The following is a 23,403-nucleotide window of genomic DNA, read 5'->3' on the forward strand; positions in this document are numbered from 1 at the left end:
AATAAAATAGCTACCATCTATTTATTGTACTCATCTCTTTTATCATGATCAATTGAATTGTCGTTACTTTCATATATTATTCATTCTATCTAAATACAACCTTTAATTTTGCACTTTCCACATATCACCTATTACATTTCGTGATTTATTGCATAAGTTGTACTAAGTAAGAAAAAAGGAGGTGCAAGTGATGAGCGCATACAACAACAGCTTTGCGTTAATCGTAGTATTGTTTATCTTGTTAGTAATTGTCGGTACATTCTACTGCTAGCCATCAAAACAATAAATATCTCATTCGTGTATGCATAAAAATAGTATTACCTCCTCTTACTAAAGGCGTCTACTTGACGTCTTTTTTCAGATATGAAAGTATACTTTTCAGATGATGTCTAGCGCAAGCACCGCTAAACGGGCGCTTGCGCTTTTCCTTATCAACGCGTTGTAGTGATTAGCAACTAGTCAATTCAAATGATAAAATCAAAAAAGAAACTATAGAAAAGAGTAAATACCATTTATGAAAGGTGCTATATCAATATGTATGATGTTATTGTAATCGGTGGTGGTCCCTCTGGACTGATGGCTTCTATAGCTGCTGCAAGTCAAGGAGCTGCTGTTCTTCTAATTGATAAAGGGGATCAGCTCGGTCGGAAACTAGGGATTTCGGGTGGAGGTCGTTGTAATGTCACAAATCGCATGGCTCTTGATGAATTAATTGCCCATATTCCTGGTAATGGAAGGTTTATGTATAGTCCTTTTTCTGTATTTAATAATGAAGATATTATCCAGTTTTTTGAGAATTTAGGTATTCGCTTAAAAGAAGAAGATCGTGGGAGAATGTTTCCCGTCAGTGACAAAGCTTCGACCGTTGTACGAACGTTGATCAACAGAGTAAAAGAACTTGGGGTTACAATCAGAACCCATTCCCCTGTAAAAGATGTTCGATATGACGAAGAAAAAGTACTTGGGGTCATCTTAGAAAATGGTGAGACGATCAATTGTGAGGCAGTCATTATAGCTACTGGAGGAAAAAGTGTTCCACACACGGGATCCACAGGTGACGGTTATCCTTGGGCAAAAAAAGCCGGTCATACCATTACCGACTTATATCCAACTGAAGTGCCGATCACTTCCAATGAACCATTCATTCAAACAAAAACACTTCAAGGCCTTTCATTAAGAGATGTTCAATTGTCTGTCGTTAATGCAAAAGGGAAAAACGTTATTACCCATGAAGGTGATATGATTTTTACTCACTTTGGCATTTCAGGGCCAATTGTTTTAAGATGTAGTCAATTTGTCGTTAAAGAGTTAAAGAAGAAAAAAAGCCAACCGGCAACCGTTTGGATGAGTATCGATTTACTTCCTCATAAAACGACTGAAGATATTTTTCAAGAATTACGTGATCTAACGAAGAATGAACCGAAAAAAGCAGTGAAAAATGTGTTAAAAGGCTATTTACCTGATAGAATACTGACCTTCTTTTTAGAAAGGATTCAACTGGATCCAGTCATAAGCTGTGCGAACTTAGGTAATGAACTTCTTCGTCAGCTATCCCTTCTCATTAAAGATTTTCGCTTTGAAGTGAACGGAACATTATCGATAGACAAGGCGTTTGTGACAGGAGGGGGAGTTTCAGTTAAAGAAATTCACCCGAAAACGATGGAATCAAAAAAGAAGCAAGGCTTGTATTTTTGTGGAGAAGTTTTAGATATACATGGATATACAGGCGGATATAATATTACCGTGGCGTTTTCAACGGGTTATACCGCTGGTTTTTCTGCAGGAACTAAGAATTTTATAAGGAAATCATAAGATAATCACAACCTTATGCACAACCTGTGGATAAACACACCCACAAATTGTGTAAAACTCCTTTACGTTAAATTAACGTTTTCCTTACATATTGTTTAAATTGTGGATAAATAATTAGATTACCCACAAGATTATACACAAAATAATGATAAATTCCGACAAAAGTATTTAAATTATTCGATTTTTTTGTCACTTTTGAAACCAGTTAGCATTAGGAATGAAAATGGTGGCTGAAAAATTAGCCCCAACTAACACAAGACAGGGGTAGTTGGCTCCTGTCTTGTGTGCAGTTTTAATTTATTTTACATTTATTGTATTTTTAATGTTTTCATAGAAAGCTAGAACAAGCTCAGCAAATTGCTTAGGCTGTTCTAATTGTATAAAATGTCCAGCATGAGAAAGAAGTTCAAGTTGAATATTCTCATTCGTATTCATGATTTCTACTTGTGCATTAGGAGGAAGCAATCGATCCTCTTCTCCAAAAATAGCTAGAATGGGCAACGTCAATTGTGCAATCGTCGCTTTGCCTTTTTCATATGAATCACACGCTTTAAAATCATTGAGTGCAATGGATACAGGTGTCCTATCAAGTTCCGCATTTTCTTCTTCTATTAAGCTTTCATCAATATTTTTACTGTAAGAGGCTAGGAAAAGAAATTCTGGGAAGTGACCTGTTTCTAATTGACGAATAATCTTTGGGTGGACAGGAAGCTCATAAAATGACGCTGCAAGTATGAGTCCTTTTACATGCTGATTCATAGCTGCTAATTCTATTCCAACCATACCACCCATCGAGTGACCGACAACAATTACATCTTCAGTTATCGTATCATTCACATTTTTTGCATATTCTTCAACGGTTTCTACGATTTCCTCCGAGTTCGATCCGTGTCCTGGTAGGTCAATGCATTCAAACGGAATCTCTCTTAAATGTTCATCTATTTTCCGCCACTTACTACTTGAACCCCCAGCACCATGAATAAATATCACTTTCATTTCATTTCCTCCTTATTTGTAGTAAACTCTATAATTCTTCTTCTCCTGTAAATTTAATCGCAATAATTATGCCAATATTCTGTACTTAATGTTGAACAAAGTTTTTTATGTCCATTTTAAACCTAAATATTAATAAAGTATACAGCCTATTTTTCCTTCATGTCACATGATAAAATAGTACAAAAGGAAAACGTTCTCCAAGGAACCATGAATATATTACATATGATAAAGGAAGTCGAATACAGGATGTATAAAATCGGATTAGTCGGCCTAAACTCTTCTATAAAACAAATTTTGGATTTGGCAGAGGAATATAAACATGAGTTGGAATTCATCTCTTTTCCTTATGTAAAAACCGAAGAGGTAGAAAGAATTGTAAAGGATTATAATTCTCACGTACATGCATGGCTTTTTTCAGGTCCACTTCCCTATGAAGTTGCAAAAAAAACGATAGATACTGATAAAATAATGGTCCATGTTCCTGCAACGGAATCGGGTTTTTATAGTTCTTTTTTAGAAATGATCTATGAACAAGGAAAAATTATTGAGCAGTTAAGTGTTGATACAATGTCCTCAAACAATATTAGTGAAGAAGCTTCGTCACAGTTAAATATAAAAATCCCCAAAATTTATACGAAAGTGTTTGAGTTAGACGTTGATACGAATGAATTATTCGATTTTCACTTAAATTTATGGAATAAAGGAAAAATTGAAGGCGCTTTAACTTGTTTTCCATCAGTGTGTGAAGCTTTAAGGGAAAAAGGAATTCCAGCCTATCGGTTGTCGATGAGTAAAATGGAAATACGACAAACTCTTCGGATTCTTTTTGAAAAAGTAAAGACTTCTTACTTTAAGGACACACAAATTGGAGTTGAAATCATTGAAGTTGAATATTTTACCAGAGTGGCAGAGGAAATGAAAACTCCTTATCATTTACAGTACTTAGAGCTTAGGCTAAAGGAAATGTTAATTCAACTTGTTGAAAAAATAAATGGTTCTTTTTCAGATAAAGGAAATGGTAGATACATGATTTTTAATTCTCGCGGCGCAATTGAGCGAGAAATTATTACGCTTGAAGAGACCATTCAAAAATTGGCTTTTGAAGCAGATACTACCGTTGCCGTTGGAATTGGCTTTGGCGAAACCGCCTATTCGGCGGAAATAAATGCTTTTCGTGCTATTCAACATTCAAAGGAAATGAAAAAGCGCGAAATCGTGATTGTTCAAGATGATGGCAAGATTGTCGAATCACCTGGCAAAAAAAGAGAACTGCAATATGCCAACCGTACCCAAAATGAAATCCTTATTGAAAAGTTAAAAAAAGGGAATATCAGTGTAAAAACGTATAAAAAAATATCGGCCATCATACAAAAAATGAGATGGCGCGATTTTACTACAAAGGACTTAGCGGCACATATAGAGATGACAGAACGCAATGTAAGGCGAATTGTTACGGACATGTGCGAAGTTGGTTTGGCACAATGCGTTGGCAAAGAGGCCTATGCCACTCGTGGTAGGCCAAGTAAACTTTATCGATTGTTATAAGCACCCATGATTTTGGGTGCTTATTTATTTTGGCATGTTTAATTATTTAAAAGAACACTTCCACCATTAGATTTAGTAATAAACATTTCCATTTGGAAATTTCAAAAAATTATTGAAATTAATTTCATGAAATACTATACTTCATTTAAGGAATTTTTTCCTTAAAGTACACTTAATTATTAGTTGTTACTTAAGATGATTAAAAAAGGAGATGAAATGGTGTCTAAAATGACAATGTTTCAAGATTTAATCGAGGAAGTAAAAGACGAAGTGATTGGATGGCGAAGATATTTACATAAGTATCCAGAGCTATCTTTTCAGGAAGAAAAAACTGCACAATTTGTTTATGAAACACTACAAAGTTTTCGTAATTTGGAAATCTCACGCCCGACAAAAACAAGTGTTATGGCTCGTTTAATTGGTCAGCAACCTGGAAAGATTATTGCACTGCGAGCAGATATGGATGCGCTTCCAATTGAAGAAGAAAATGATTTTGACTTTGTGTCAAAGAATTCAGGCGTGATGCATGCTTGCGGACATGACGGACACACAGCGATGCTGCTTGGTACGGCAAAAATTCTTACACTGTTAAAGCACGAAATTAAAGGGGAGGTACGTTTTTTATTTCAACATGCTGAAGAGCTGTTTCCAGGTGGGGCACAGGAAATGGTGAAAGCTGGTGTAATGAAGAAGGTAGACAACGTTATCGGTATTCATTTGATGTCAACAATTCCTCTTGGAAAAATCGGGCTGACTTTTGGTGCAATGACAGCCGCTGCTGATACATTTGATATTACCATTCAAGGAAATGGCGGTCATGCTTCTCAACCGCAGGAAACGGTTGATCCTATTGTGATTGGCTCACAAGTGGTGAGTCATCTCCAGAATATTGTTGCCAGAAACAACGATCCGTTGGAAAAACTCGTTGTTTCCGTAACTAAGATCCACGGAGGAAGCACATATAATGTGATTCCACATTCACTAACATTAAGCGGCTCAGTACGTAGCTTCAATCCTGAAATTCGTAAAAAAGTTCCTCTGTTAATCCAACGAATCGTTAAGGGGATTACCGAAGCTCACGGTGCTTCTTATCATTTCGATTATCATTTCGGATACAGCCCAACGATAAACGAAAAAGAAGTAACAAAAGCAATTGAGGAAACGGTACGTGACATATTTGGTGAGGAATACCTACTGCAGATGCCACCGCTTATGGCAAGTGAAGATTTTTCGGCTTTGGCAAAAGAAGCTCCAGGCTGCTTTGTTTTCGTAGGATCAGGAAATGTAGCGAAAGGAATTGTTTATCCACATCATCATCCTCGTTTTACCTTTGACGAAGAAGCGTTGGAGCGTGGCGTAAAATTGTTTGTTCACTCAGCATTTAAGTTATTAGGTCAATAGTAAATATGAAGACAGCTTTATCAAACTAAAAGGAGGACGACCAATGAAAAATCAAATATCTAAACCACAGGCTATAGAGCCCCCACCTTCAAATGAGAATAAAAAAGGACTTTTTAATCAAATCCTCGACAAAATTGAGGTTTACGGAAACAAGCTACCGGATCCACTTATTCTATTCGTGATCATTTCAGCTGTTATTCTTGTTGTTTCCTTTTTTGCATCACTCGCGAACGTATCGGCTGTTAATCCAGTCACAAAAGAAACGATTTCAGCCGTAAACTTACTCTCTGGTGAAGGCTTGATTAACTTTCTCACAAGCATGGTTACCAACTTTAGTGGCTTCCCGCCTCTTGGTGCGGTATTAGTCGTTTTGATCGGAGTTGGTTTGGGGGAGGCTACAGGTTTTTTTTCCTCACTTATGAAGCGTACGGTAATTACTGCTCCAACGAAAGCGATTATTCCTGTCGTTATTTTACTAGCAATTTTAGGAAATGCAGCTGCAGATGCAGCCACTGTAGTATTACCTCCGATTGCTGCTGTCGTTTTAATGTCACTAGGGTTTAATCCGCTTGTCGGTCTAGTTGTTGCTTATGCCGCTACATCTGGGGCATTTGCTGCTAACTTAGTGATTGGCATGGCAGACGTGTTAGCCGCTAGTTTTACGCAAACAGGAGCACAAATAATTGATCCGGAATATGTAGCAAATCCAGCAATGAATTACTACTTCATCATTGTATCTACCTTTTTGTTGCTAATTGTCGCGATAGTGGTCACATATAAAATTACGATTCCTCGTTTCGGGACGTATTCAGGAAAAATTGAACAAGTAGAAGAGCTTTCGTCATTGGAGAAGCGTGGACTGCGCTGGGCGGGAATCTCGACGCTCGTTTTAGCAGTACCCTTGCTTTTTTTATCGGTTCCGAGTGATTCTTTATTGAGAAATTCAGAGACTGGATCATTAATTACTAATTCACCTTTTATGTCGGCACTTGTTCCTCTAATCACCATCTTTTTCTTAGTCCCTAGCTTGTTTTACGGGATCGGTGCAAAGACGGTCCGTTCAGGTAAAGATGTTGCTGATATGCTAGGAAAATCGATGAGTACAATGGGACCTTATATTGTCTTAGTATTTGTTGTTGCACAAATGCTCGCCTTCTTTAGTTGGAGTAATTTAGGACCAATCCTCGCCATTAAAGGTGCAAATGTTTTGCAGGATGTAGGTTTTACGGGAATTCCGTTGTTTATCGGATTAATTATTGTTATAGCACTCATTAATTTGTTTATCGGTAGTGCTTCAGCGAAATGGGCAATTTTAGCCCCTATATTTGTGCCGATGTTCATGCTGTTGGGTTATGACCCGGCTCTTACGCAAATGCTTTATCGGATCGGTGATTCTATTACAAACCCAATCACACCGCTGACTCCCTATTTACCGTTGATACTTGCTTATGCTAAAGCTTATGATCCAAAAGTCGGGATGGGAACATTAATTGCTGCATTACTTCCATATTCAATCTTTTTCGGTATCTTTTGGATTATCCTTATAGTTGTGTGGTTTATGCTAGGTCTTCCGCTTGGACCAGAAGGACCGGTATTTTTACCGGCCATAAGTTCTTAACTTGCTCTAGGTCGTTACTGCTAGATTGACAATATAGTTGTATTAAAATTTCGAGTTAGAATTAAGACTCATAAAATTTCTCAACCCAAAAACAAACTCTTATTTTTAAAAACAGCCGCATTTTTCAATGAAAGAATGCGGCTTAACGCTGTTAAACATCTCTAATTTATTCTGGAATGTCATCGATGACAAAATACGACTTTGAGCAAACCGCCACCATATGTCCGAGTACATTGTACAGCTCCCTTACATTTCTAGGCTAATGATATTGTTGTAGTGCTCTGATGATTCCTTCATCTACACTCACATGCTTCAAACGAACTTCATGTAATCTCTTTGAAATATTATATCTTTAAAACACCATTTTTTATTTACTCACTTTAAAATGTACTTCTCAACATTTTATTCACAGCTTGTGGATAAAAACATAGTTTCACTGTGAATAAAAAGTGTAGATAATCTACAGGATTATCTTATATTTCCACATTAGTTGTGTACAATAATATAAGTTATTCACAGATTTATACACAACAATGATAGTTATCCCCGGCTTGTTAGTTCATCAAAATTTTTACCACCGTGGATTAGTAAAAATGAAAAAACGGGAAAGGCATTATCCCGAAATAAAGAATAATATCTTCCCCATTTACATTAATTCGCAACGATATTAACAAGTTTTCCTGGGACAGCAATTACTTTTCGAATGGTCTTTCCTTCTGTTGCTTCTATTACTTTTTCATCAGCTTGTGCTAGCTCTTCCATTTGTTCTTTATTTGCATCTTTCGGAATAACTAACTTCGCCTTCACTTTCCCGTTCACTTGAACAACAATTTCAATTTCATCTTCAACTAAATACGCTTCATCGTAAGTTGGCCAAGCTTCATAAGCAAGTGTTTCCTGATGGCCTAGCTTTTCCCATAGCTCTTCTGCTAAATGAGGAGCGACTGGAGAAATTAATTTCACAAAGCCTTCCATTAGCGATTTTGGTAATTTTTCCTGTTTATAGGCTTCATTTATGAACACCATCAATTGAGAAATACCAACATTAAAACGTAAGCCCTCGAAGTCTTCACTTACTTTTTTCACCGTTTGATGGTACGTTCGTGTAAACGCCTCAGAGCCTGCATCATTTGTAATAATTGAGTTAAGCTCGCCACTCGCTTCGTCAATAAATAAGCGCCAAATTCGATCTAAGAAACGACGTGCCCCGTCTAAACCATTCTCTGACCATGCAATCGAAGCATCCAGCGGTCCCATAAACATTTCGTATAAACGAAGAGTGTCTGCTCCATGACTGTTAACAATATCATCAGGATTGACAACATTTCCTTTAGATTTACTCATCTTCTCATTATTTTCACCAAGAATCATCCCTTGGTTATATAATTTTTGGAATGGTTCTTTCGTTGGTACAACACCAATATCGTATAGAACTTTGTGCCAGAATCGGGCATATAACAAGTGAAGAACCGCATGCTCGGCTCCACCGATATAAATATCAACTGGAAGCCAATGATTTACCTTTTCCGGATCAGCCAGTCTTTCACTATTTTTGGGATCAATGTAACGTAAGTAATACCAGCAGCTTCCTGCCCATTGTGGCATCGTATTAGTTTCACGACGACCTTTTTTACCTGTCTTAGGACAAACAACTTCTAACCATTCCGTTGCGTTAGCTAGAGGCGATTCTCCTGTTCCTGATGGTCTAATTTCGTCCATTTCTGGAAGAACTAACGGCAGCTCCTCCTCGGCTACAGGAGTCATCGTTCCATCTTCCCAATGAATAATTGGAATCGGCTCGCCCCAATAACGCTGGCGGCTAAACAACCAGTCACGCAGACGGTACGTAATTTTCTTCGTTCCTTTTCCTTCTTTTTCAAGCCATTCAAGCATTTTCGCAATTGCATCGTCTTTGTTTAATCCATCAAGGAAGTCTGAATTCACATGAGGTCCATCTCCTGTGTAAGCTTCTTGCTCAATATTTCCACCAGCAACAACTTCTTTAATTTGAAGCTTAAATTCTTTTGCGAACTCATAGTCTCTTTCATCGTGTGCAGGGACCGCCATAATTGCTCCTGTACCATAGCTAACAAGAACATAATCAGCAATCCAAATCGGAAGCTTTTCTCCATTCACTGGGTTGATTGCATACGCTCCAGTAAAGACCCCTGTCTTTTCTTTTGCTAACTCTGTTCGTTCTAAATCACTTTTTGTTGCTACTTTTTTCTTATAACCTTCAATCGCTTCTTTTTGTTCTTTTTTTGTAATTTGCTCAATGAGTTTATGTTCAGGAGCTAAGACCATATACGTTGCCCCAAATAAAGTATCAGGACGCGTCGTAAATACTGTAATTGCCTCATCATGACCATCGATCATAAAGCTGACTTCTGCACCTTCTGATTTACCAATCCAGTTACGCTGCATATCTTTAATACTCTCAGGCCAGTCAAGCTCCTCTAAATCTTCTAACAAGCGGTCTGCATACTCCGTAATCTTTAGAACCCATTGCTTCATCGGACGGCGCTCTACAGGGTGACCACCACGTTCACTTTTCCCATCGATGACTTCTTCATTTGCTAGCACTGTACCGAGAGCCGGGCACCAGTTCACCGCGACTTCATCAACATACGCTAAGCCCTTTTTATATAATTGAAGGAAAATCCACTGTGTCCATTTATAGTAGTTCGGATCCGTCGTATCAACTTCACGGTCCCAATCATATGAAAAACCAAGTGCTTTAATTTGTCTTCGGAAATTATCAATATTTTGTTGTGTGAATTCCCTCGGGTGCTTTCCTGTATCTAATGCATATTGCTCTGCCGGGAGACCAAATGCATCCCATCCCATTGGATGAAGTACATTATAGCCTTGCATCCGTTTCATTCTTGATAAGATATCCGTTGCTGTATAGCCCTCAGGATGACCAACATGAAGCCCTGCACCTGACGGATACGGAAACATATCTAAGGCATAAAACTTCTTTTTTTCTAACTCATCTAACGTTTTAAACGTTTTATTTTCTTCCCAATATTGTTGCCATTTCTTCTCGATTGCTTGATGTTGAAAAGACATTCCTTTTTCCTCCTAATTGTTTTCCTTTATATATGTAATAATTTTTTATCGAATAAAAAAACCTCCCACCCCTAGCGTTATCGTTAGGGACGAGAGGTTGTTCACAATATTAAAAATTCCCGCGGTACCACCCAAATTAGCATATTATATACATATGCTCACTTTAGTAACCTTAACGCGGCGTACGGCAACAGCTACTAATTGTTCACTACTGCAACTTTAAGGCGAGTTCGTGGGGATCATCGATTGACTTTCACCAGCCGTCAATTCTCTAATTACGAGATACATCACTACTATTCCTCTTCATCGTTTTTTTCATTCTTCACATGTAAAAAGAGTGTATATACTTGCTATTGTATGAATTTGTCGATTTTCTGTCAAGACCATTCTTACCATTTTCCGCTAAAATAATACTTTTTTTTTGAATTTTATGATGAAACGGTTTAATCTGTAGCAATCACATTTCACTACCGTGAAGATGCCGTTCGAGTTTATCCTTTATTTATGATAGGATATATAAATAACTTAAACCCAATAAAGGTGATTAATAAATGGAAATAAAACAACATGAACCTGTACCTCTCTGCTTCGGTGGCAAACGATATCACTCTTGGAATTATCATCTACGTCAGCAATTTGGTGAAAAAATTTTTAAAATCCCTCTAGATGCAGGCTTTGATTGTCCAAACCGAGATGGAAACGTCGCGAGTGGAGGCTGTACGTTTTGTAGTGAACGTGGGTCTGGTGATTTTGCAGGTGACCGAAAAGACGATTTAGTGACACAATTTCATACGATCAAAGAACGGATGCATCGTAAATGGAAAAGTGGTAAATATATCGGTTACTTCCAAGCTTATAGCAATACGTATGCTCCTGTTAGAGAGCTTCGTGAAATGTATGAGGTCATTTTACAACAGGAAGGGGTAGTTGGACTTTCAATTGCAACGCGCCCCGACTGCTTACCTGATGACGTTGTTGACTATTTAGCTGAGTTAAACGAGCGTACGTATCTTTGGGTAGAGCTTGGTTTACAAACCGTTCACGAACGAACAGCTCTCCTCATTAACCGGGCACATGACTATCAATGCTATGTTGATGGTGTGAATAAGCTTAGAAAGCACGGGATTCGGGTCTGTGCTCATATCATTAATGGACTCCCATTAGAAACGACAGATATGATGAAGCAAACAGTAGAAGAAGTGAGTAAGCTAGATATCCAAGGGATTAAAATTCACCTTCTTCATTTAATGAAAAAGACACCTATGGTTAAACAGTATGAAAAAGGGCTTGTGCAATTTATGGATTTTAATGAATATATTAACCTTGTTGTCGACCAACTCGAAATGCTACCACCTCAAGTGATTATTCACCGTTTAACAGGAGACGGACCTGCAGACATGGTTATTGGTCCAATGTGGAGCTTAAAAAAATGGGATGTCTTAAATACAATAGAAGCAGAGCTCAAACGACGGAACACATGGCAAGGTAAGTATTTCTGTGTAGGTTCACATAACAGAAGGGAAGTTGAAAAGGGATGATGTTAGATGGAATTCTTCCTTTTGCGCGTACTTTATTAGAAAAAGTCGTTCATCATGGCGATATCGCTATTGATTGTACAGCTGGGAACGGCCACGATACGCTCTTTTTAGCAAAACGAGTTGGTGAAAATGGCCACGTCTATTCCTTTGATATCCAACAAACTGCCATCGAAAAAACGTCCTACCGAATAAGCGAACAAGCACTACAGCATCGAGTAACACTTTTACATGGAAGTCATGAAAAAGTAGCTGAGTGTATCCCGATTGAACAACACGGAAAAATTAAAGGGGCTATTTTTAATTTAGGCTATTTACCAGGTGGCGCTAAAGACATTGTCACTACCCCTACTTCAACTATTTCAGCTATTGAACAACTCATTGAAATGCTTGACGTAGGTGGTATTATCGTTCTAGTTATTTATCATGGCCATGAACAAGGAAAAATAGAGAAAGACGCCGTTCTAAGTTTTGTTGAACAGTTAGCTCAAGAGAAAGCCCATGTATTAAAATACGAATTTATTAATCAAAGAAATAACCCTCCCTTTATTGTCGCAATAGAAAAAAGATAATTTCAATTATTCAGAAGTTTCTTTCCTTGACAAGTAGATATAGGTTCCTTATAACTATATTAAACATAGAAAAACCATACGCTATTAAGAAAAGCGCAAGCGCCCGTATAGCGGCGTATGGACTGGAGCCCCACCGTATGAGATAAAGGAAACACGGCGAGTGTAATCGAGCCGATGTTGACTTATCGTAAGGAGGGGGAGCGAAGTCCACTAGACGCTGGGTGCTGCAGCTAGACAAGAAAAGCGCAAGCGCCCGTATAGCGGCGTACGGAGGTAAGGGAAGTCTCGCTAGTCGGTGGGCGCTTGCGCTAGACATCTCCGAAATTTATACTTTCTTTTTTCTTTAATTTAAAACTGTCTAAATCAATTAGTGGAGGGAGAAACCAATGACTATATTACAGACAATTCTTGATCATAACGATACGTTTGTAAAAGAAAAAAAGTACGAAAAATATCAAACGACGAAATTCCCAAATAAAAAGTTAGTCGTTTTAACTTGTATGGATACTCGTCTAACTGAATTGCTTCCGCGTGCGATGAACTTAAAAAATGGCGATGCAAAAATTATTAAAAATGCTGGTGCCGTTATCAGTCATCCTTTTGGCAGTATTATGAGAAGTATCGTTGTCGCATTATACGAGCTTCAAGCACAGGAGGTATGCATAGTCGGTCACCACGGTTGTGGAATGGCTGGACTCAAATCATCGAGTGTTTTAGCAAAAGCAGAGGAACGTGGGGTATCAATGGAAAAAGTAGAAACTGTCTCTTTTGCTGGCATTAATATAAACGAATGGCTGAACGGATTTTCAAATGTTGAGGAAAGTGTTATGCATAGTGTTCAAATGGTCAAAAAACATCCTCTTCTGCCACCGAACACCCCTGTACACGGCTTAGTTATTTGTCCTGAAACAGGAAAGTTAGATCTTATTGTTGATGGCTATGAAGATATTACAAATGACTAACAAAAATTAATAAGAAACATTAAATACCTGAATAAAAATAGAGGCTAATGTTTAAGTCAGCCTCTATTTTACTTTTTTATTGGAATATTAGATGCTTATTTCAAGAAATAGTATTTTTATGATCTCTAAAATGTGTGTTTTTAAGGTCGCAACTCTAACAATTTTGCCTTCTTTACGATATATCGGTCTAATTTTGATTATATCGGATCTAACTTCAAATATATCAGTCTAATTCTAAATATATCGGGTCTAACTTCAAATATATCAGTCTAATTCTAAATATATCGGTCTAACTGTTAATTTCTATGGGACTGACGTTTGTCTTAGCTACTTCTTCCTTCGATAAACCCAACTATTAATATAGAAGAAGATCGTAGACAATCCGCCGAGCCGAATAAACTTCTTCGCTGTTTCCTTCACTTTCTTCTGCCTTTGTACTTTTTCATCCGCTAAGTAGATTGCTACTAAGCCTTTATTAATTAAGTAATGAAAGTTTCTGTTCGGGAGCTGATTAATACTTTTTTCTGCTTGTTCTACGAAATGACGAAAACGTGAAATCATTTCTGCTTCATTTTTATAGTAAAAACAAAAATTTAAGTCTCCTCCGACACGATCTTCCTCTTGATCAATAAAGTAGTCTAATAATATATGTAAGCCTTGCACGTATGGGAAATAACCATCTTTCACTCGACTCACTGTTGTTTCCTCAAGATTTTCACTTGTCGCATAAGCCGCTAAACAAAAAATCCCCAAGGTTGAACCAGCACAAGCTGAAAATTCATACCAAGACATCTCGGGTACATTTTCTTTATGACGGTCAAACCATTCTTCAAGTAACGGCACTCGTTCCTCTTTTTTGACGTGTTTGTACACTTGGAGATCACAATAATATTGACAAAGTTCAAGCATCACAGGTTGAACTTTGTTAAAGGATGGTAGAGAGCCTAAAGCTTGTTGACAAGAAAGAACTAAACTTTCTAAATATCCGCCATCATCTTGCTCTTCCCGTACACGATAATAATTTACCGGTTCAGCTCCTGGTGTTAATGCATGAAGCATTGATTCATGCAGTGCTCGAAAATCTACTGGGTCTAAAGAAGTACTGCGATCACACAAGTTATCTAAGTAATCGCTAATCGTTTGATAGGCAACGATAAAATTGATAATTTTATCGGCTTCTGGGCCGGCAAGTAACCCGTAAATCCCTCCACCCTCACAATGGAACGTTTTTGTTTCTATACTCATTAACGCTTGTTTTCTTAATTCCGGATCCGGGATCGAGCTTGCTTTCTTTTTCCAACTATCCAGATACTGATGTACGGTCGGAATCACTTGCCGGTAAATACTAAACATTAACGTCCAAGGTTGACTAGGCACTTTCACCAATGAAATCCTCCTCACCGTGTTCCTCTACTCAATATTAGTACCTTATCATAAACAATATTATTATCCAAATCTTGTGTCTTTTGCCCGATAAATTGTTTAGAAATAAAGGTTTGCAACTATTCTTAAAATGAAAAACCCCACCTTAAGTAAGGTGAAGCTCCACAAAAGCTCTTGTATAGCTAAATACATCATCTCGTTCAGGTTCATTAAATAATTCATGGTAAAGCCCTTCCCATTCTTTGTACCATTTCTCATCTATTCTTAAGTGGTCAAACCAAAAGCGAGCAGCTCTACTACTAACAATGTAATCGTCTCCTGCCTGAACTAAAAGGAGTGGAACATTCGGAAAATCACTGACATTCCTTTTTGCAAGATTCATCGCTTTGACGATTTCCTGATACCATCGTAACGATACCTTTCTTACTCGTAGTTCATCGGTTAAATAAGCTTCTCGTATTTCTTCATTTCGAGTGACAAGATGAGTTTTTAATCCAGATGGTGCAGTAACTTTTGGGAGGATGCGATGTAAAGCTTTCGATGTCATCGTCTTGTATTTAGGTGGCTCTTCAGCTATTTTCAATAAGGGGGACGACAACACCACTCCATGTAAATCCAGCTTTTTTTCCATTAACGTCCTTATGGTAACGAGGCCACCCATACTATGTCCTAATAAAAAAATAGGTAAACCGTACGTTGCCGCTTCTTTATACCATTCATAAACGGTGTCAATATATTGATTGAAGGAATCGATATGACCGCGCTTCCCTCTCGTTTTTCCCTGACCTGGCAGATCCCCCATCACAATATGAAAACCAGCTTGTTGCCACTGCTTTCTTAACCAACCATATCTTCCGTGATGCTCTCCCGCTCCATGAACAATGACAATAACACCCTTTGGTTGTTGACTACATTCCCACTTCCACATAATAATCCCCTTTCTCTCTATTTTTTTCCCCCAGGATTTGCTAAACTAAACGTATTAAATAACGTGGTAACGTACGTTTCTTATATTTATGTCATAAATACGTAACTTTGTCATCTAAGTTATTTCACTCATTTTTTATATTGAAAGGAGTACTATTTTTGATCTATCCATATTATAATAAAACACCACAAATTGCCGACTCAGCATTTATCGCAGACTATGTTACAGTTACCGGAGATGTAAAGATAGGTGAAGAATCGAGCATTTGGTTTAACACCGTTATCCGCGGTGATGTAGCCACTACAATTATCGGAGATCGGGTCAATGTTCAAGACAACTCTGTTTTGCATCAAAGCCCAAATAATCCACTCATTATTGAAGATGATGTAACGATCGGTCATCAAGTTATATTACATAGTTGTATTCTTCGCAAAAATGCACTCATTGGAATGGGTTCCATCGTACTTGATGGTGCGGAAATTGGAGAGGGAGCTTTTATCGGTGCAGGAAGTCTCGTCCCTCAAGGAAAAGTGATTCCGCCAAACAGCCTTGCCTTTGGACGCCCTGCAAAGGTTGTCCGTGAGTTAACAGAAGAAGACCTTAAAGATATGGCAAGAATACGTAGAGAATATGTCGAAAAAGGTCAATATTATAAAGGGTTACAGTCAAAATGATCAGATAGTTGTAATAGAAACACTCACAAGAAAAGCGCAAGCACCCGTTTAGCGGCGTACGGACTAGCCTCGGCCGCAGGAGATAAAGGAAACACGTTGAACAATAGTGAGGCGATGTTGACTTATCGTACGGAGGTGAGGGAAGTCTCGCTAGACGCTGGGCGCTGAAGCTAGACATCTTCGAAATTCTTTCTTATTCTTTAAAAATGAACGCAACAGCGCTAGGTCTGAAAGCTCAACCTAGCGCTGTTATTGTCTTCTGCATAAATTGTTGACCACATTAACGAGACATTCTACGTCTGAAGTACTAATCTGATTTAGTTACAAACTGAGAAACACTCATTTGCAACCCTTCACCTTGCTCCTTCATCTTTATTGAACTCTCTTTAATAGAACGGGAAAGAAAACTATTTTCACCCGCAATATTTTGAATTTCCTTGATCATCGTAACGAGCTCTTTCATTTTTTGTAGCTGAGATATTCTGTTGGCACCCATCTCAGAAGTTTTTAAACTTATCGCTTCTAAATTGCCTAGAAACTCACTCGTATCTTCGTGAACGCTTGAAATTCCTTCATTTATGGTCACAAAGCTATTCGGAAGAGATTCTAGCGTTTGATGTAATTCCGCAAATTTCGAAGTAAAAGTATGAACTTGCTTTTGCCCAGACTGAATGATCTCCGTGTTTTCTTTTAAAATTGATTCAATTTCATTCGTTGCTTGCTGTGATTGATCTGCAAGCTTGCGAATTTCATCAGCAACAACTGAAAAACCTTTACCATGCTCTCCTGCCCTCGCAGCTTCTATTCTAGCATTTAAGGATAATAAATTGATTTGTTCTCCGATAGAGTAAATGGTAACAATCACTTCACGGATTTTAGAAGAAAATTGCGAAAGCAGCTCGATCTGGCCACTCATTTCAATCATTGCCTCATTCGCATCACGATTTGAAGATGTAACGTTTTGAAGTAAATGAGACATCCCTTTTATTTCATTTTGAATAACATCAATCTGCCCTCCTAACACTTCCATTGTTGAAAAGGACTGTTGGATTTTGGCAATCACTTGTTCATCGCCTTGAGCTTCCTCTTCAAGCTGAGCTTCTGCTTGTTCGAAATACTCTAAAGATTGATCTACATATTGTAATTGTTTTTGTGAACTATCTTCTAATTTATCAGTCAATTCAATTAAGCCATTCGATGTTTTATAAACAAAGTTAGATTCCTTTTTAACATCCTCAATTAAACTATTTAATCGTAATAATAAGGTGTTAAATGCATGATGAAGCTCCTCGGTTTCTTCACCTGGCTCTATAGGTAATTCTTGCGTTAAATCCCCTTTCGCTGCAGCAATTTCTCTCATTGCTACAATCGAATCTACCATTGCAATATGTTCACCATGTTCAGATACATTTAATCCTGCCATTTCATCTTCTTCACTTACACGTAATGGATAAATTTTATTAATTGTACAATAAAAGATAAAACCTAGTCCAAATGCCCATATAAAAGCAACTCCTACTCCTAACGCTTGTACTCCAAGCTGGGAAAGCCTGCTATCAAGAAGTAATAATTCGCTTTTTCCCAAAAGAGCAATCGCAATTGTTCCCCATGCCCCGCAAAAACCATGTACAGCAATTGCACCGATTGCATCGTCAATTTTCATTTTACGGTCAATCCAATAATGAGTCGTTACAACGACCACACCACCAATAGCACCAACTAGAATCGCATTTAATGGTGACATTACATCAACACCTGCTGTAATTGCTACAAGACCTCCTAATACCCCATTAAGAATACTTTCTACATGATGCCTTTTATAAATAAACCATGAACTCATCATCGCAAGTAACCCACCTGCTACTGCAGCTAATTGTGTATTCAATGCAATTAGGGCTATGTTTCCATCAGCATGAGTTGTTGAACCTGCATTAAATCCAAACCAACCAAACCAAAGTAAAAAGACACCTAACGTAGCAAGTACGGCATTACTTCCTCTAAACGAGTTAACCTTACCATCAGGTTGATATTTACCAATCCGAGGACCAATGACAAGTGCAGCCGCTAATGCGACCCATGCACCAATGGAATGGACAACTGTTGATCCTGCAAAATCCATAAACCCTAATGCTTCAAGCCACCCCTCTTGCTCTTCTATCCAAAGACTCCCCCAGGCCCAATGCCCAAAAAGAGGATAAATAAAAAGAATAATTAAAATCGTTCCAATAATATAACCAGTAAATCTTACTCGCTCAGCAATCGCCCCAGATACAATGGTAGCTGCTGTACCTGCAAAGACAATTTGAAAAAGAAGAAACGCAAAATTCCAAGGATCTTCTTCCATACCTAAAAAGAAAAACGAGCCCCAACCAAAAAAGCCATAAATACTATCAGAAAACATTAATGGAAATCCTATAAGTCCAAAAAGCAATGTTGCCACAAGAATATCAACAATGTTTTTCATTGCTACATTGATTGAGTTTTTTGAACGTGTCATACCTGCTTCTAGGGCAGTAAATCCTGCTTGCATAATAAAGACTAAAACACTAGCTAAAATGATCCATACAAAATTCATATGTACTTGTAATTCTTCCACACTCTCACCTCCAATAAAGTTGTTTTAAGCTTTATCGAAAATTTTCGACATTTAAATTTTAGCACTAAAAAAAACTAGGTAAATATACCTTGTTATATAATCTGACACACTTCTCGTCTAAATCCTATAAGTAATGGCATCAATTATTCCAAACATAAGATAAAACGTGAGCTAATTAAGATGCCATCGTCGCTAATTGAAGAAAATTGCTGAAAATCATTAAGTAGGCTTAACCTAAATTAAATAAATTTTTAAAATTCCTTCATATTAACATAACATTAAATTGTTACGATTTTGTTACCAGTAGTAATTAGTGCCGTTGGCAACTTCCTTGAAAAGAGGTTTTCGTATGGATCGATCAAAGCAATGGTTATACCGAACAGATTGTAACTTGTTTTATTTTTTTAACGAGAAAAGTCGTTCCAAAAGTTCTTTTCGCACGATGAATTTCATTACACATTTAGGAGGAGCTACTTTTACTGTCGGTATAACGATTATTCTTTGTTTACTCCTCTCTGCCCCATTACAAGTATTAGCATATGCCGCTGCCCTTGCCTTAACATTAAGTCACCTTGTCGTTGTCATCGTAAAAAAAGGGTATAGGCGCAAGCGACCTTACCTCGTTTTACCGAACACTTTCGTTGTTAAAAATCCATTTAAAGATCACTCCTTTCCTTCGGGACATACAACAGCTATTTTTTCAGTCATAACACCATTTATTATTTTTAATCCTTGGCTTTCCATTCTATTGCTACCAATCGCAATATTAGTCGGTCTTTCTAGAATCTTCCTAGGACTTCACTACCCTTCTGATGTAGTCTTCGGAGCTTTACTTGGATTTTCTAGCGCTTACCTATCAACAGTGTTATTAAATTACTGGCTTATATAGTTCTTTTTTGGAGTTTTTTTAAACCAAGGAATGGAGGACGATTCAAATGAAAATTGCCTTATTTACTGATACTTTTACTCCACAGGTAAATGGTGTTGCTCGCACCTTACAGCGACTTGTTCATCACTTTGAGCATCGAAGTGTTCCTTATCAGCTGTTTGTTCCTGAAACGATCCAGCAATCAGACGTGTATTCACATCATATTCACTCATTTTTCAGCTTACCTTTTTTTCTGTATCCTGAGTGTCGAATGGCACTACCGAATCCATTTACGATTCGGCAACAGATGGATGCTTTTAAACCCGATCTCATTCATATTACAACCCCGTTTAATATTGGACTTAGTGGACTTCACTACGGTAAAAAACAGAACATTCCAATGGTTGGTTCTTACCATACTCATTTCGATCATTATTTAAAATATTATAAGCTTACATTTATGTCAGAATGGCTTTGGAGATTTATGAAGTGGTTTTACTCTCATTTCAATAAAACGTTTGTGCCTTCGCAAGAAACGAAAACTCATTTAGCAAGACGAGGCTTTACGAACATCGAACTATGGACTAGAGGAGTGGATTGTTTTCAATTTAGCCCAAAACAAAAGGATGATAGTCTTTATAAAAGATTTAACATTCAAAAGAAATATGTGCTTCTATACGTTGGGAGGATGGCACCTGAAAAAGATTTAGATACGTTAAAGCTTGTCATGCAGCAACTACCAGAAGAGCTAAGGAATGAAGTGCATTGGATTTATGTAGGAGATGGGCCACTTTTCCAAGAATACAAAGAACATTTCACAGAAAACATTACGTTTACAGGCTATTTGGCAGGGAGTGAATTATCATCCATTTATGCTTTAGCTGATTTATTTGTGTTTCCTTCAACAACGGAAACGTTCGGCAATGTCGTTTTAGAAGCACTAGCTTCAGGAACACCCGCCATTGTTGCAAATGAAGGTGGCGTTACTGAAATTGTAAACCATGAACAAACCGGGATGATTTGCGAAGCTAAAAATCCACAAGCTTTTATTTCCTCAATTGAAAAGCTTTTAAGTGATGATATTCTCCGCTTACAAATGAGTTATGAAGCGAGAAAATATGCACGCTCTCAATCGTGGGAGGCAATTTTTGACAATCTCCTTATCCAATACGAAAAAGCCTATGAAATGTCTCGTTCACATATGAAGCTAGCATCTTCCAATTATTAAATAAGAAAAGTGCATGCGGTAGACATCCTCTGAAAAAGGAGTGGGACACTCCCCACTCCTTTTTCTACTATTGTAATGCTTCAGCTTTTAAAAGCTCCGCTTTATCTGTTTGCTCCCATGGTAAATCAATATCATTTCGGCCAAAGTGACCATAAGCAGCCGTTTGTTTATAAATTGGACGACGAAGGTCTAACATTTTAATAATACCAGCAGGACGAAGGTCAAAGTGCTTACGAACAAGCCCTACTAGTACTTCCTCTGATACTTTACCTGTTCCAAATGTATCGACAGCGATTGAAACTGGCTGTGCAACACCAATCGCATAGGCAAGTTGAACTTCACAACGTTCAGCTAGACCTGCAGCTACGATATTTTTCGCAACATAACGAGCCGCATACGCTCCAGAACGGTCAACCTTTGTTGGATCCTTACCTGAGAATGCTCCCCCGCCGTGCCGAGCGTAACCACCATACGTATCTACAATTATTTTTCTTCCTGTAAGCCCCGCATCACCTTGAGGACCACCAATAACAAAACGTCCTGTCGGGTTAATGAAATATTTTGTATTTTCATCAATCAAATTCGCAGGAACAACCGGTTTAATAACATATTCTTTAATATTACGTTGAATTTGCTCTAATGTTATTTCTGGATGATGCTGAGTAGAAATAACAATCGTATCAATACGTACCGGCTTACCGTTCTCATCATATTCTACCGTTACTTGGGTTTTACCATCCGGACGTAAATATGGAAGTACTTCATCTTTTCGTACTTCTGTTAAACGGCGAGATAATTTATGTGCCAACGAAATCGGAAGTGGCATTAACTCTTCCGTTTCATTGTCTGCGTAACCAAACATTAATCCTTGGTCTCCTGCACCGATCGCTTCGATTTCTTCATCTGTCATTTGACCTTCACGTGCCTCAAGCGCTTGGTTAACTCCTTGAGCAATATCAGGAGATTGCTCATCAATTGAAGTTAGTACTGCACACGTTTCAAAGTCAAACCCATACTTTGCACGCGTATACCCAATACTTTGAATCGTTTCACGTACAATTTTTGGAATATCAACGTATGTACTTGTCGTAATTTCACCTGCTACAAGCACCAACCCAGTAGTTACCGATGTTTCACAAGCTACACGTGCATTCGCATCGTTTGTTAAAATTGCATCTAAAATTGCATCTGAAATTTGGTCACATATTTTATCGGGATGACCTTCTGTTACCGATTCAGAAGTGAATAGGCGACGACTTTTCTTTTCAACCATTAACAGTATCCTCCTTTTACACATCTTTTAGAGGTAGTCACAAACTTTCATAAAATAGTCTCCCCATAAAATGTGTTAAATATTGATACGGCACTCATTCCCTCACCATTGTGAGTAAAATTTAAGACATGTATAGTCATGAAAACCCTTTTCCTCATGAGGAAAAGGGTTAGACATATCACCTTTAGCCTCTTATCTTTCAAAGCATATGCTTTGCAGGTTAGCACCTTTACACCTTTTTTAAAATGGTGTTGGTTGCTGGGTTTCTTCGGGCCTGTCCCTCCACCGACTCGGGATAAGAGTATCCGTTCGCGACATATCATAACTTACATAGCAAAAGATGTCAACCATTACTAGTTGACATCTTCTAAAATTAAAATAATATCAAAAACTCACTCATTATATACTTTTTATTTTAGGCTCTTTTCTAAAAGATTAGTGCTTTTAGCTATTGAACCGTTAACCAAGCGAAAGCTTGGTTCTTCACGCTTTAGCGTGAAGCCTTTGAACATAAATAAGCCAGATGACAAATGAATTTGTCCATTAGGGCTGATTTATGTTCAAAAAACGGTCCAATAGCAACAAAGTTTACGACAACAGCTTTATTTTAATACGGTGTATCTTGATTTCATTTCCCGACTCTCAGGCTATGGACCATAATGCACACAGTACTCGAGTAGTTACCTATATAAATAGTCATCCTAATTCAGCTTAATATACCCTTCCCTTCTCAAAAGGCACTTAATAGGATAATAAACAGTGTGAACTCTTCTTATTAATAGCACTTTAATAATTTAGACACACAATTTCTCAACTTATTTGCACACAAATTGAAATAATAGTATAGACTATTTAATAAAATGTGTTATACTAATTTCAACATAAAATATTGATTGTTATTCCTTACTAATATTACTTAATAAAAATATAAAAAAAAGAG

17 protein-coding genes, 1 riboswitch and 1 other annotated feature are annotated in these 23,403 nt (G+C 37.7%); of the genes, 11 read left to right on the plus strand and 6 right to left on the minus strand.

The window, feature by feature from the left end; translation table 11 throughout:
• The first annotated feature begins 190 nt into the window (after positions 1 to 190).
• Both J0N78_RS15015 and J0N78_RS15020 read left to right on the plus strand, forming a co-directional pair.
• Positions 191 to 271, plus strand: coding sequence for a YjcZ family sporulation protein (locus J0N78_RS15015; RefSeq protein ID WP_209124046.1), 81 nt, complete (start codon positions 191 to 193; stop codon positions 269 to 271).
• 263 nt (positions 272 to 534) lie between these two features.
• Entirely contained in the window at positions 535 to 1,812 is a 1,278-nt protein-coding gene (locus J0N78_RS15020) for a BaiN/RdsA family NAD(P)/FAD-dependent oxidoreductase (RefSeq protein WP_209123932.1), read from the plus strand.
• 297 nt (positions 1,813 to 2,109) lie between these two features.
• Here J0N78_RS15020 and J0N78_RS15025 read toward each other — a convergent pair whose 3' ends face one another.
• Positions 2,110 to 2,808 (minus strand): alpha/beta fold hydrolase, encoded by a 699-nt coding sequence (locus tag J0N78_RS15025; RefSeq protein ID WP_209123933.1) that lies wholly within the window; start codon positions 2,806 to 2,808, stop codon positions 2,110 to 2,112.
• A 246-nt stretch (positions 2,809 to 3,054) separates the two neighbouring features.
• Here J0N78_RS15025 and J0N78_RS15030 point away from each other — a divergent pair, with 246 nt between their 5' ends.
• The 3 genes from J0N78_RS15030 (at position 3,055) to J0N78_RS15040 (ending at position 7,372) form a co-directional block, all read left to right on the plus strand.
• The gene (locus J0N78_RS15030) at positions 3,055 to 4,353 is read left to right on the plus strand and encodes a helix-turn-helix domain-containing protein (protein ID WP_209123934.1); all 1,299 of its coding nucleotides are present in this window, start codon (positions 3,055 to 3,057) and stop codon (positions 4,351 to 4,353) included.
• Positions 4,354 to 4,569: 216 nt separating this feature from the next.
• Positions 4,570 to 5,754 (plus strand): M20 family metallopeptidase, encoded by a 1,185-nt coding sequence (locus J0N78_RS15035; protein ID WP_209124047.1) that lies wholly within the window; start codon positions 4,570 to 4,572, stop codon positions 5,752 to 5,754.
• 43 nt (positions 5,755 to 5,797) lie between these two features.
• The gene (locus J0N78_RS15040; protein WP_209123935.1) at positions 5,798 to 7,372 is read left to right on the plus strand and encodes an AbgT family transporter; all 1,575 of its coding nucleotides are present in this window, start codon (positions 5,798 to 5,800) and stop codon (positions 7,370 to 7,372) included.
• A gap of 651 nt (positions 7,373 to 8,023) precedes the next feature.
• Here J0N78_RS15040 and leuS read toward each other — a convergent pair.
• Entirely contained in the window at positions 8,024 to 10,444 is a 2,421-nt protein-coding gene (gene leuS / locus J0N78_RS15045) for a leucine--tRNA ligase (protein WP_209123936.1), read from the minus strand.
• Between the two features lie 82 nt (positions 10,445 to 10,526).
• Positions 10,527 to 10,760, minus strand: a binding site (T-box leader).
• Positions 10,761 to 10,995: 235 nt separating this feature from the next.
• Here leuS and mnmL point away from each other — a divergent pair.
• The 3 genes from mnmL to J0N78_RS15060 all read left to right on the plus strand — a co-directional run bounded on the left by mnmL (position 10,996) and on the right by J0N78_RS15060 (position 13,513).
• Positions 10,996 to 11,982 (plus strand): tRNA modification radical SAM protein MnmL/YtqA, encoded by a 987-nt coding sequence (gene mnmL, locus J0N78_RS15050; protein ID WP_209123937.1) that lies wholly within the window; start codon positions 10,996 to 10,998, stop codon positions 11,980 to 11,982.
• Positions 11,979 to 12,551: a tRNA 5-(aminomethyl)-2-thiouridylate-methyltransferase MnmM gene (mnmM, locus tag J0N78_RS15055; protein ID WP_209123938.1), complete on the plus strand. Its 573-nt coding sequence runs from the start codon at positions 11,979 to 11,981 to the stop codon at positions 12,549 to 12,551. Before mnmL ends, mnmM begins: the two co-directional genes overlap by 4 nt.
• 386 nt (positions 12,552 to 12,937) lie before the next feature.
• Entirely contained in the window at positions 12,938 to 13,513 is a 576-nt protein-coding gene (locus J0N78_RS15060) for a beta-class carbonic anhydrase (RefSeq protein ID WP_209123939.1), read from the plus strand.
• Between the two features lie 327 nt (positions 13,514 to 13,840).
• Here the strand turns inward: J0N78_RS15060 and J0N78_RS15065 are convergent, their stop codons facing one another.
• Positions 13,841 to 14,896 carry a tetraprenyl-beta-curcumene synthase family protein gene (locus J0N78_RS15065; protein WP_209123940.1) on the minus strand — a complete coding sequence of 352 codons (1,056 nt, stop codon included), beginning with the start codon at positions 14,894 to 14,896 and terminating at the stop codon, positions 13,841 to 13,843.
• Positions 14,897 to 15,041: 145 nt separating this feature from the next.
• Positions 15,042 to 15,824: an alpha/beta hydrolase gene (locus J0N78_RS15070; RefSeq protein WP_209123941.1), complete on the minus strand. Its 783-nt coding sequence runs from the start codon at positions 15,822 to 15,824 to the stop codon at positions 15,042 to 15,044.
• A gap of 158 nt (positions 15,825 to 15,982) precedes the next feature.
• Here J0N78_RS15070 and J0N78_RS15075 point away from each other — a divergent pair, with 158 nt between their 5' ends.
• Entirely contained in the window at positions 15,983 to 16,498 is a 516-nt protein-coding gene (locus tag J0N78_RS15075) for a gamma carbonic anhydrase (RefSeq protein ID WP_209123942.1), read from the plus strand.
• Between the two features lie 307 nt (positions 16,499 to 16,805).
• Here the strand turns inward: J0N78_RS15075 and amt are convergent, their stop codons facing one another.
• Positions 16,806 to 19,094: an ammonium transporter gene (gene amt / locus J0N78_RS15080; protein ID WP_209123943.1), complete on the minus strand. Its 2,289-nt coding sequence runs from the start codon at positions 19,092 to 19,094 to the stop codon at positions 16,806 to 16,808.
• Positions 19,095 to 19,443: 349 nt separating this feature from the next.
• Here amt and J0N78_RS15085 point away from each other — a divergent pair, with 349 nt between their 5' ends.
• Together J0N78_RS15085 and J0N78_RS15090 are read left to right on the plus strand one after the other, a co-directional pair.
• Positions 19,444 to 19,983, plus strand: coding sequence for a phosphatase PAP2 family protein (locus J0N78_RS15085; protein ID WP_209123944.1), 540 nt, complete (start codon positions 19,444 to 19,446; stop codon positions 19,981 to 19,983).
• A 46-nt stretch (positions 19,984 to 20,029) separates the two neighbouring features.
• Positions 20,030 to 21,190: a glycosyltransferase family 4 protein gene (locus J0N78_RS15090; protein ID WP_209123945.1), complete on the plus strand. Its 1,161-nt coding sequence runs from the start codon at positions 20,030 to 20,032 to the stop codon at positions 21,188 to 21,190.
• 67 nt (positions 21,191 to 21,257) lie between these two features.
• Here J0N78_RS15090 and metK read toward each other — a convergent pair whose 3' ends face one another.
• A complete protein-coding gene (gene metK, locus J0N78_RS15095; RefSeq protein ID WP_209123946.1) occupies positions 21,258 to 22,463 on the minus strand; it encodes a methionine adenosyltransferase in 1,206 nt (401 codons plus the stop codon).
• Between the two features lie 189 nt (positions 22,464 to 22,652).
• Positions 22,653 to 22,765: riboswitch (SAM riboswitch) on the minus strand.
• Between the last annotated feature and the right edge of the window lie 638 nt (positions 22,766 to 23,403).

It is taken from the genome of Alkalihalobacillus sp. BA299 (assembly GCF_017745675.1).
Taxonomy (GTDB): Bacteria; Bacillota; Bacilli; order Bacillales; family Bacillaceae_F; genus Alkalihalobacterium.

Bases quoted from the DNA above. Each gene is read 5' to 3' on its own strand.
- J0N78_RS15015 (WP_209124046.1), top strand. From the start codon at position 191: ATGAGCGCATACAACAACAGCTTTGCGTTAATCGTAGTATTGTTTATC.
- J0N78_RS15020 (WP_209123932.1), top strand. From the start codon at position 535: ATGTATGATGTTATTGTAATCGGTGGTGGTCCCTCTGGACTGATGGCT.
- J0N78_RS15025 (WP_209123933.1), bottom strand. From the start codon at position 2,808: ATGAAAGTGATATTTATTCATGGTGCTGGGGGTTCAAGTAGTAAGTGG.
- J0N78_RS15030 (WP_209123934.1), top strand. From the start codon at position 3,055: ATGTATAAAATCGGATTAGTCGGCCTAAACTCTTCTATAAAACAAATT.
- J0N78_RS15035 (WP_209124047.1), top strand. From the start codon at position 4,570: ATGGTGTCTAAAATGACAATGTTTCAAGATTTAATCGAGGAAGTAAAA.
- J0N78_RS15040 (WP_209123935.1), top strand. From the start codon at position 5,798: ATGAAAAATCAAATATCTAAACCACAGGCTATAGAGCCCCCACCTTCA.
- leuS (WP_209123936.1), bottom strand. From the start codon at position 10,444: ATGTCTTTTCAACATCAAGCAATCGAGAAGAAATGGCAACAATATTGG.
- mnmL (WP_209123937.1), top strand. From the start codon at position 10,996: ATGGAAATAAAACAACATGAACCTGTACCTCTCTGCTTCGGTGGCAAA.
- mnmM (WP_209123938.1), top strand. From the start codon at position 11,979: ATGATGTTAGATGGAATTCTTCCTTTTGCGCGTACTTTATTAGAAAAA.
- J0N78_RS15060 (WP_209123939.1), top strand. From the start codon at position 12,938: ATGACTATATTACAGACAATTCTTGATCATAACGATACGTTTGTAAAA.
- J0N78_RS15070 (WP_209123941.1), bottom strand. From the start codon at position 15,824: ATGTGGAAGTGGGAATGTAGTCAACAACCAAAGGGTGTTATTGTCATT.
- J0N78_RS15085 (WP_209123944.1), top strand. From the start codon at position 19,444: ATGGATCGATCAAAGCAATGGTTATACCGAACAGATTGTAACTTGTTT.
- J0N78_RS15090 (WP_209123945.1), top strand. From the start codon at position 20,030: ATGAAAATTGCCTTATTTACTGATACTTTTACTCCACAGGTAAATGGT.
- metK (WP_209123946.1), bottom strand. From the start codon at position 22,463: ATGGTTGAAAAGAAAAGTCGTCGCCTATTCACTTCTGAATCGGTAACA.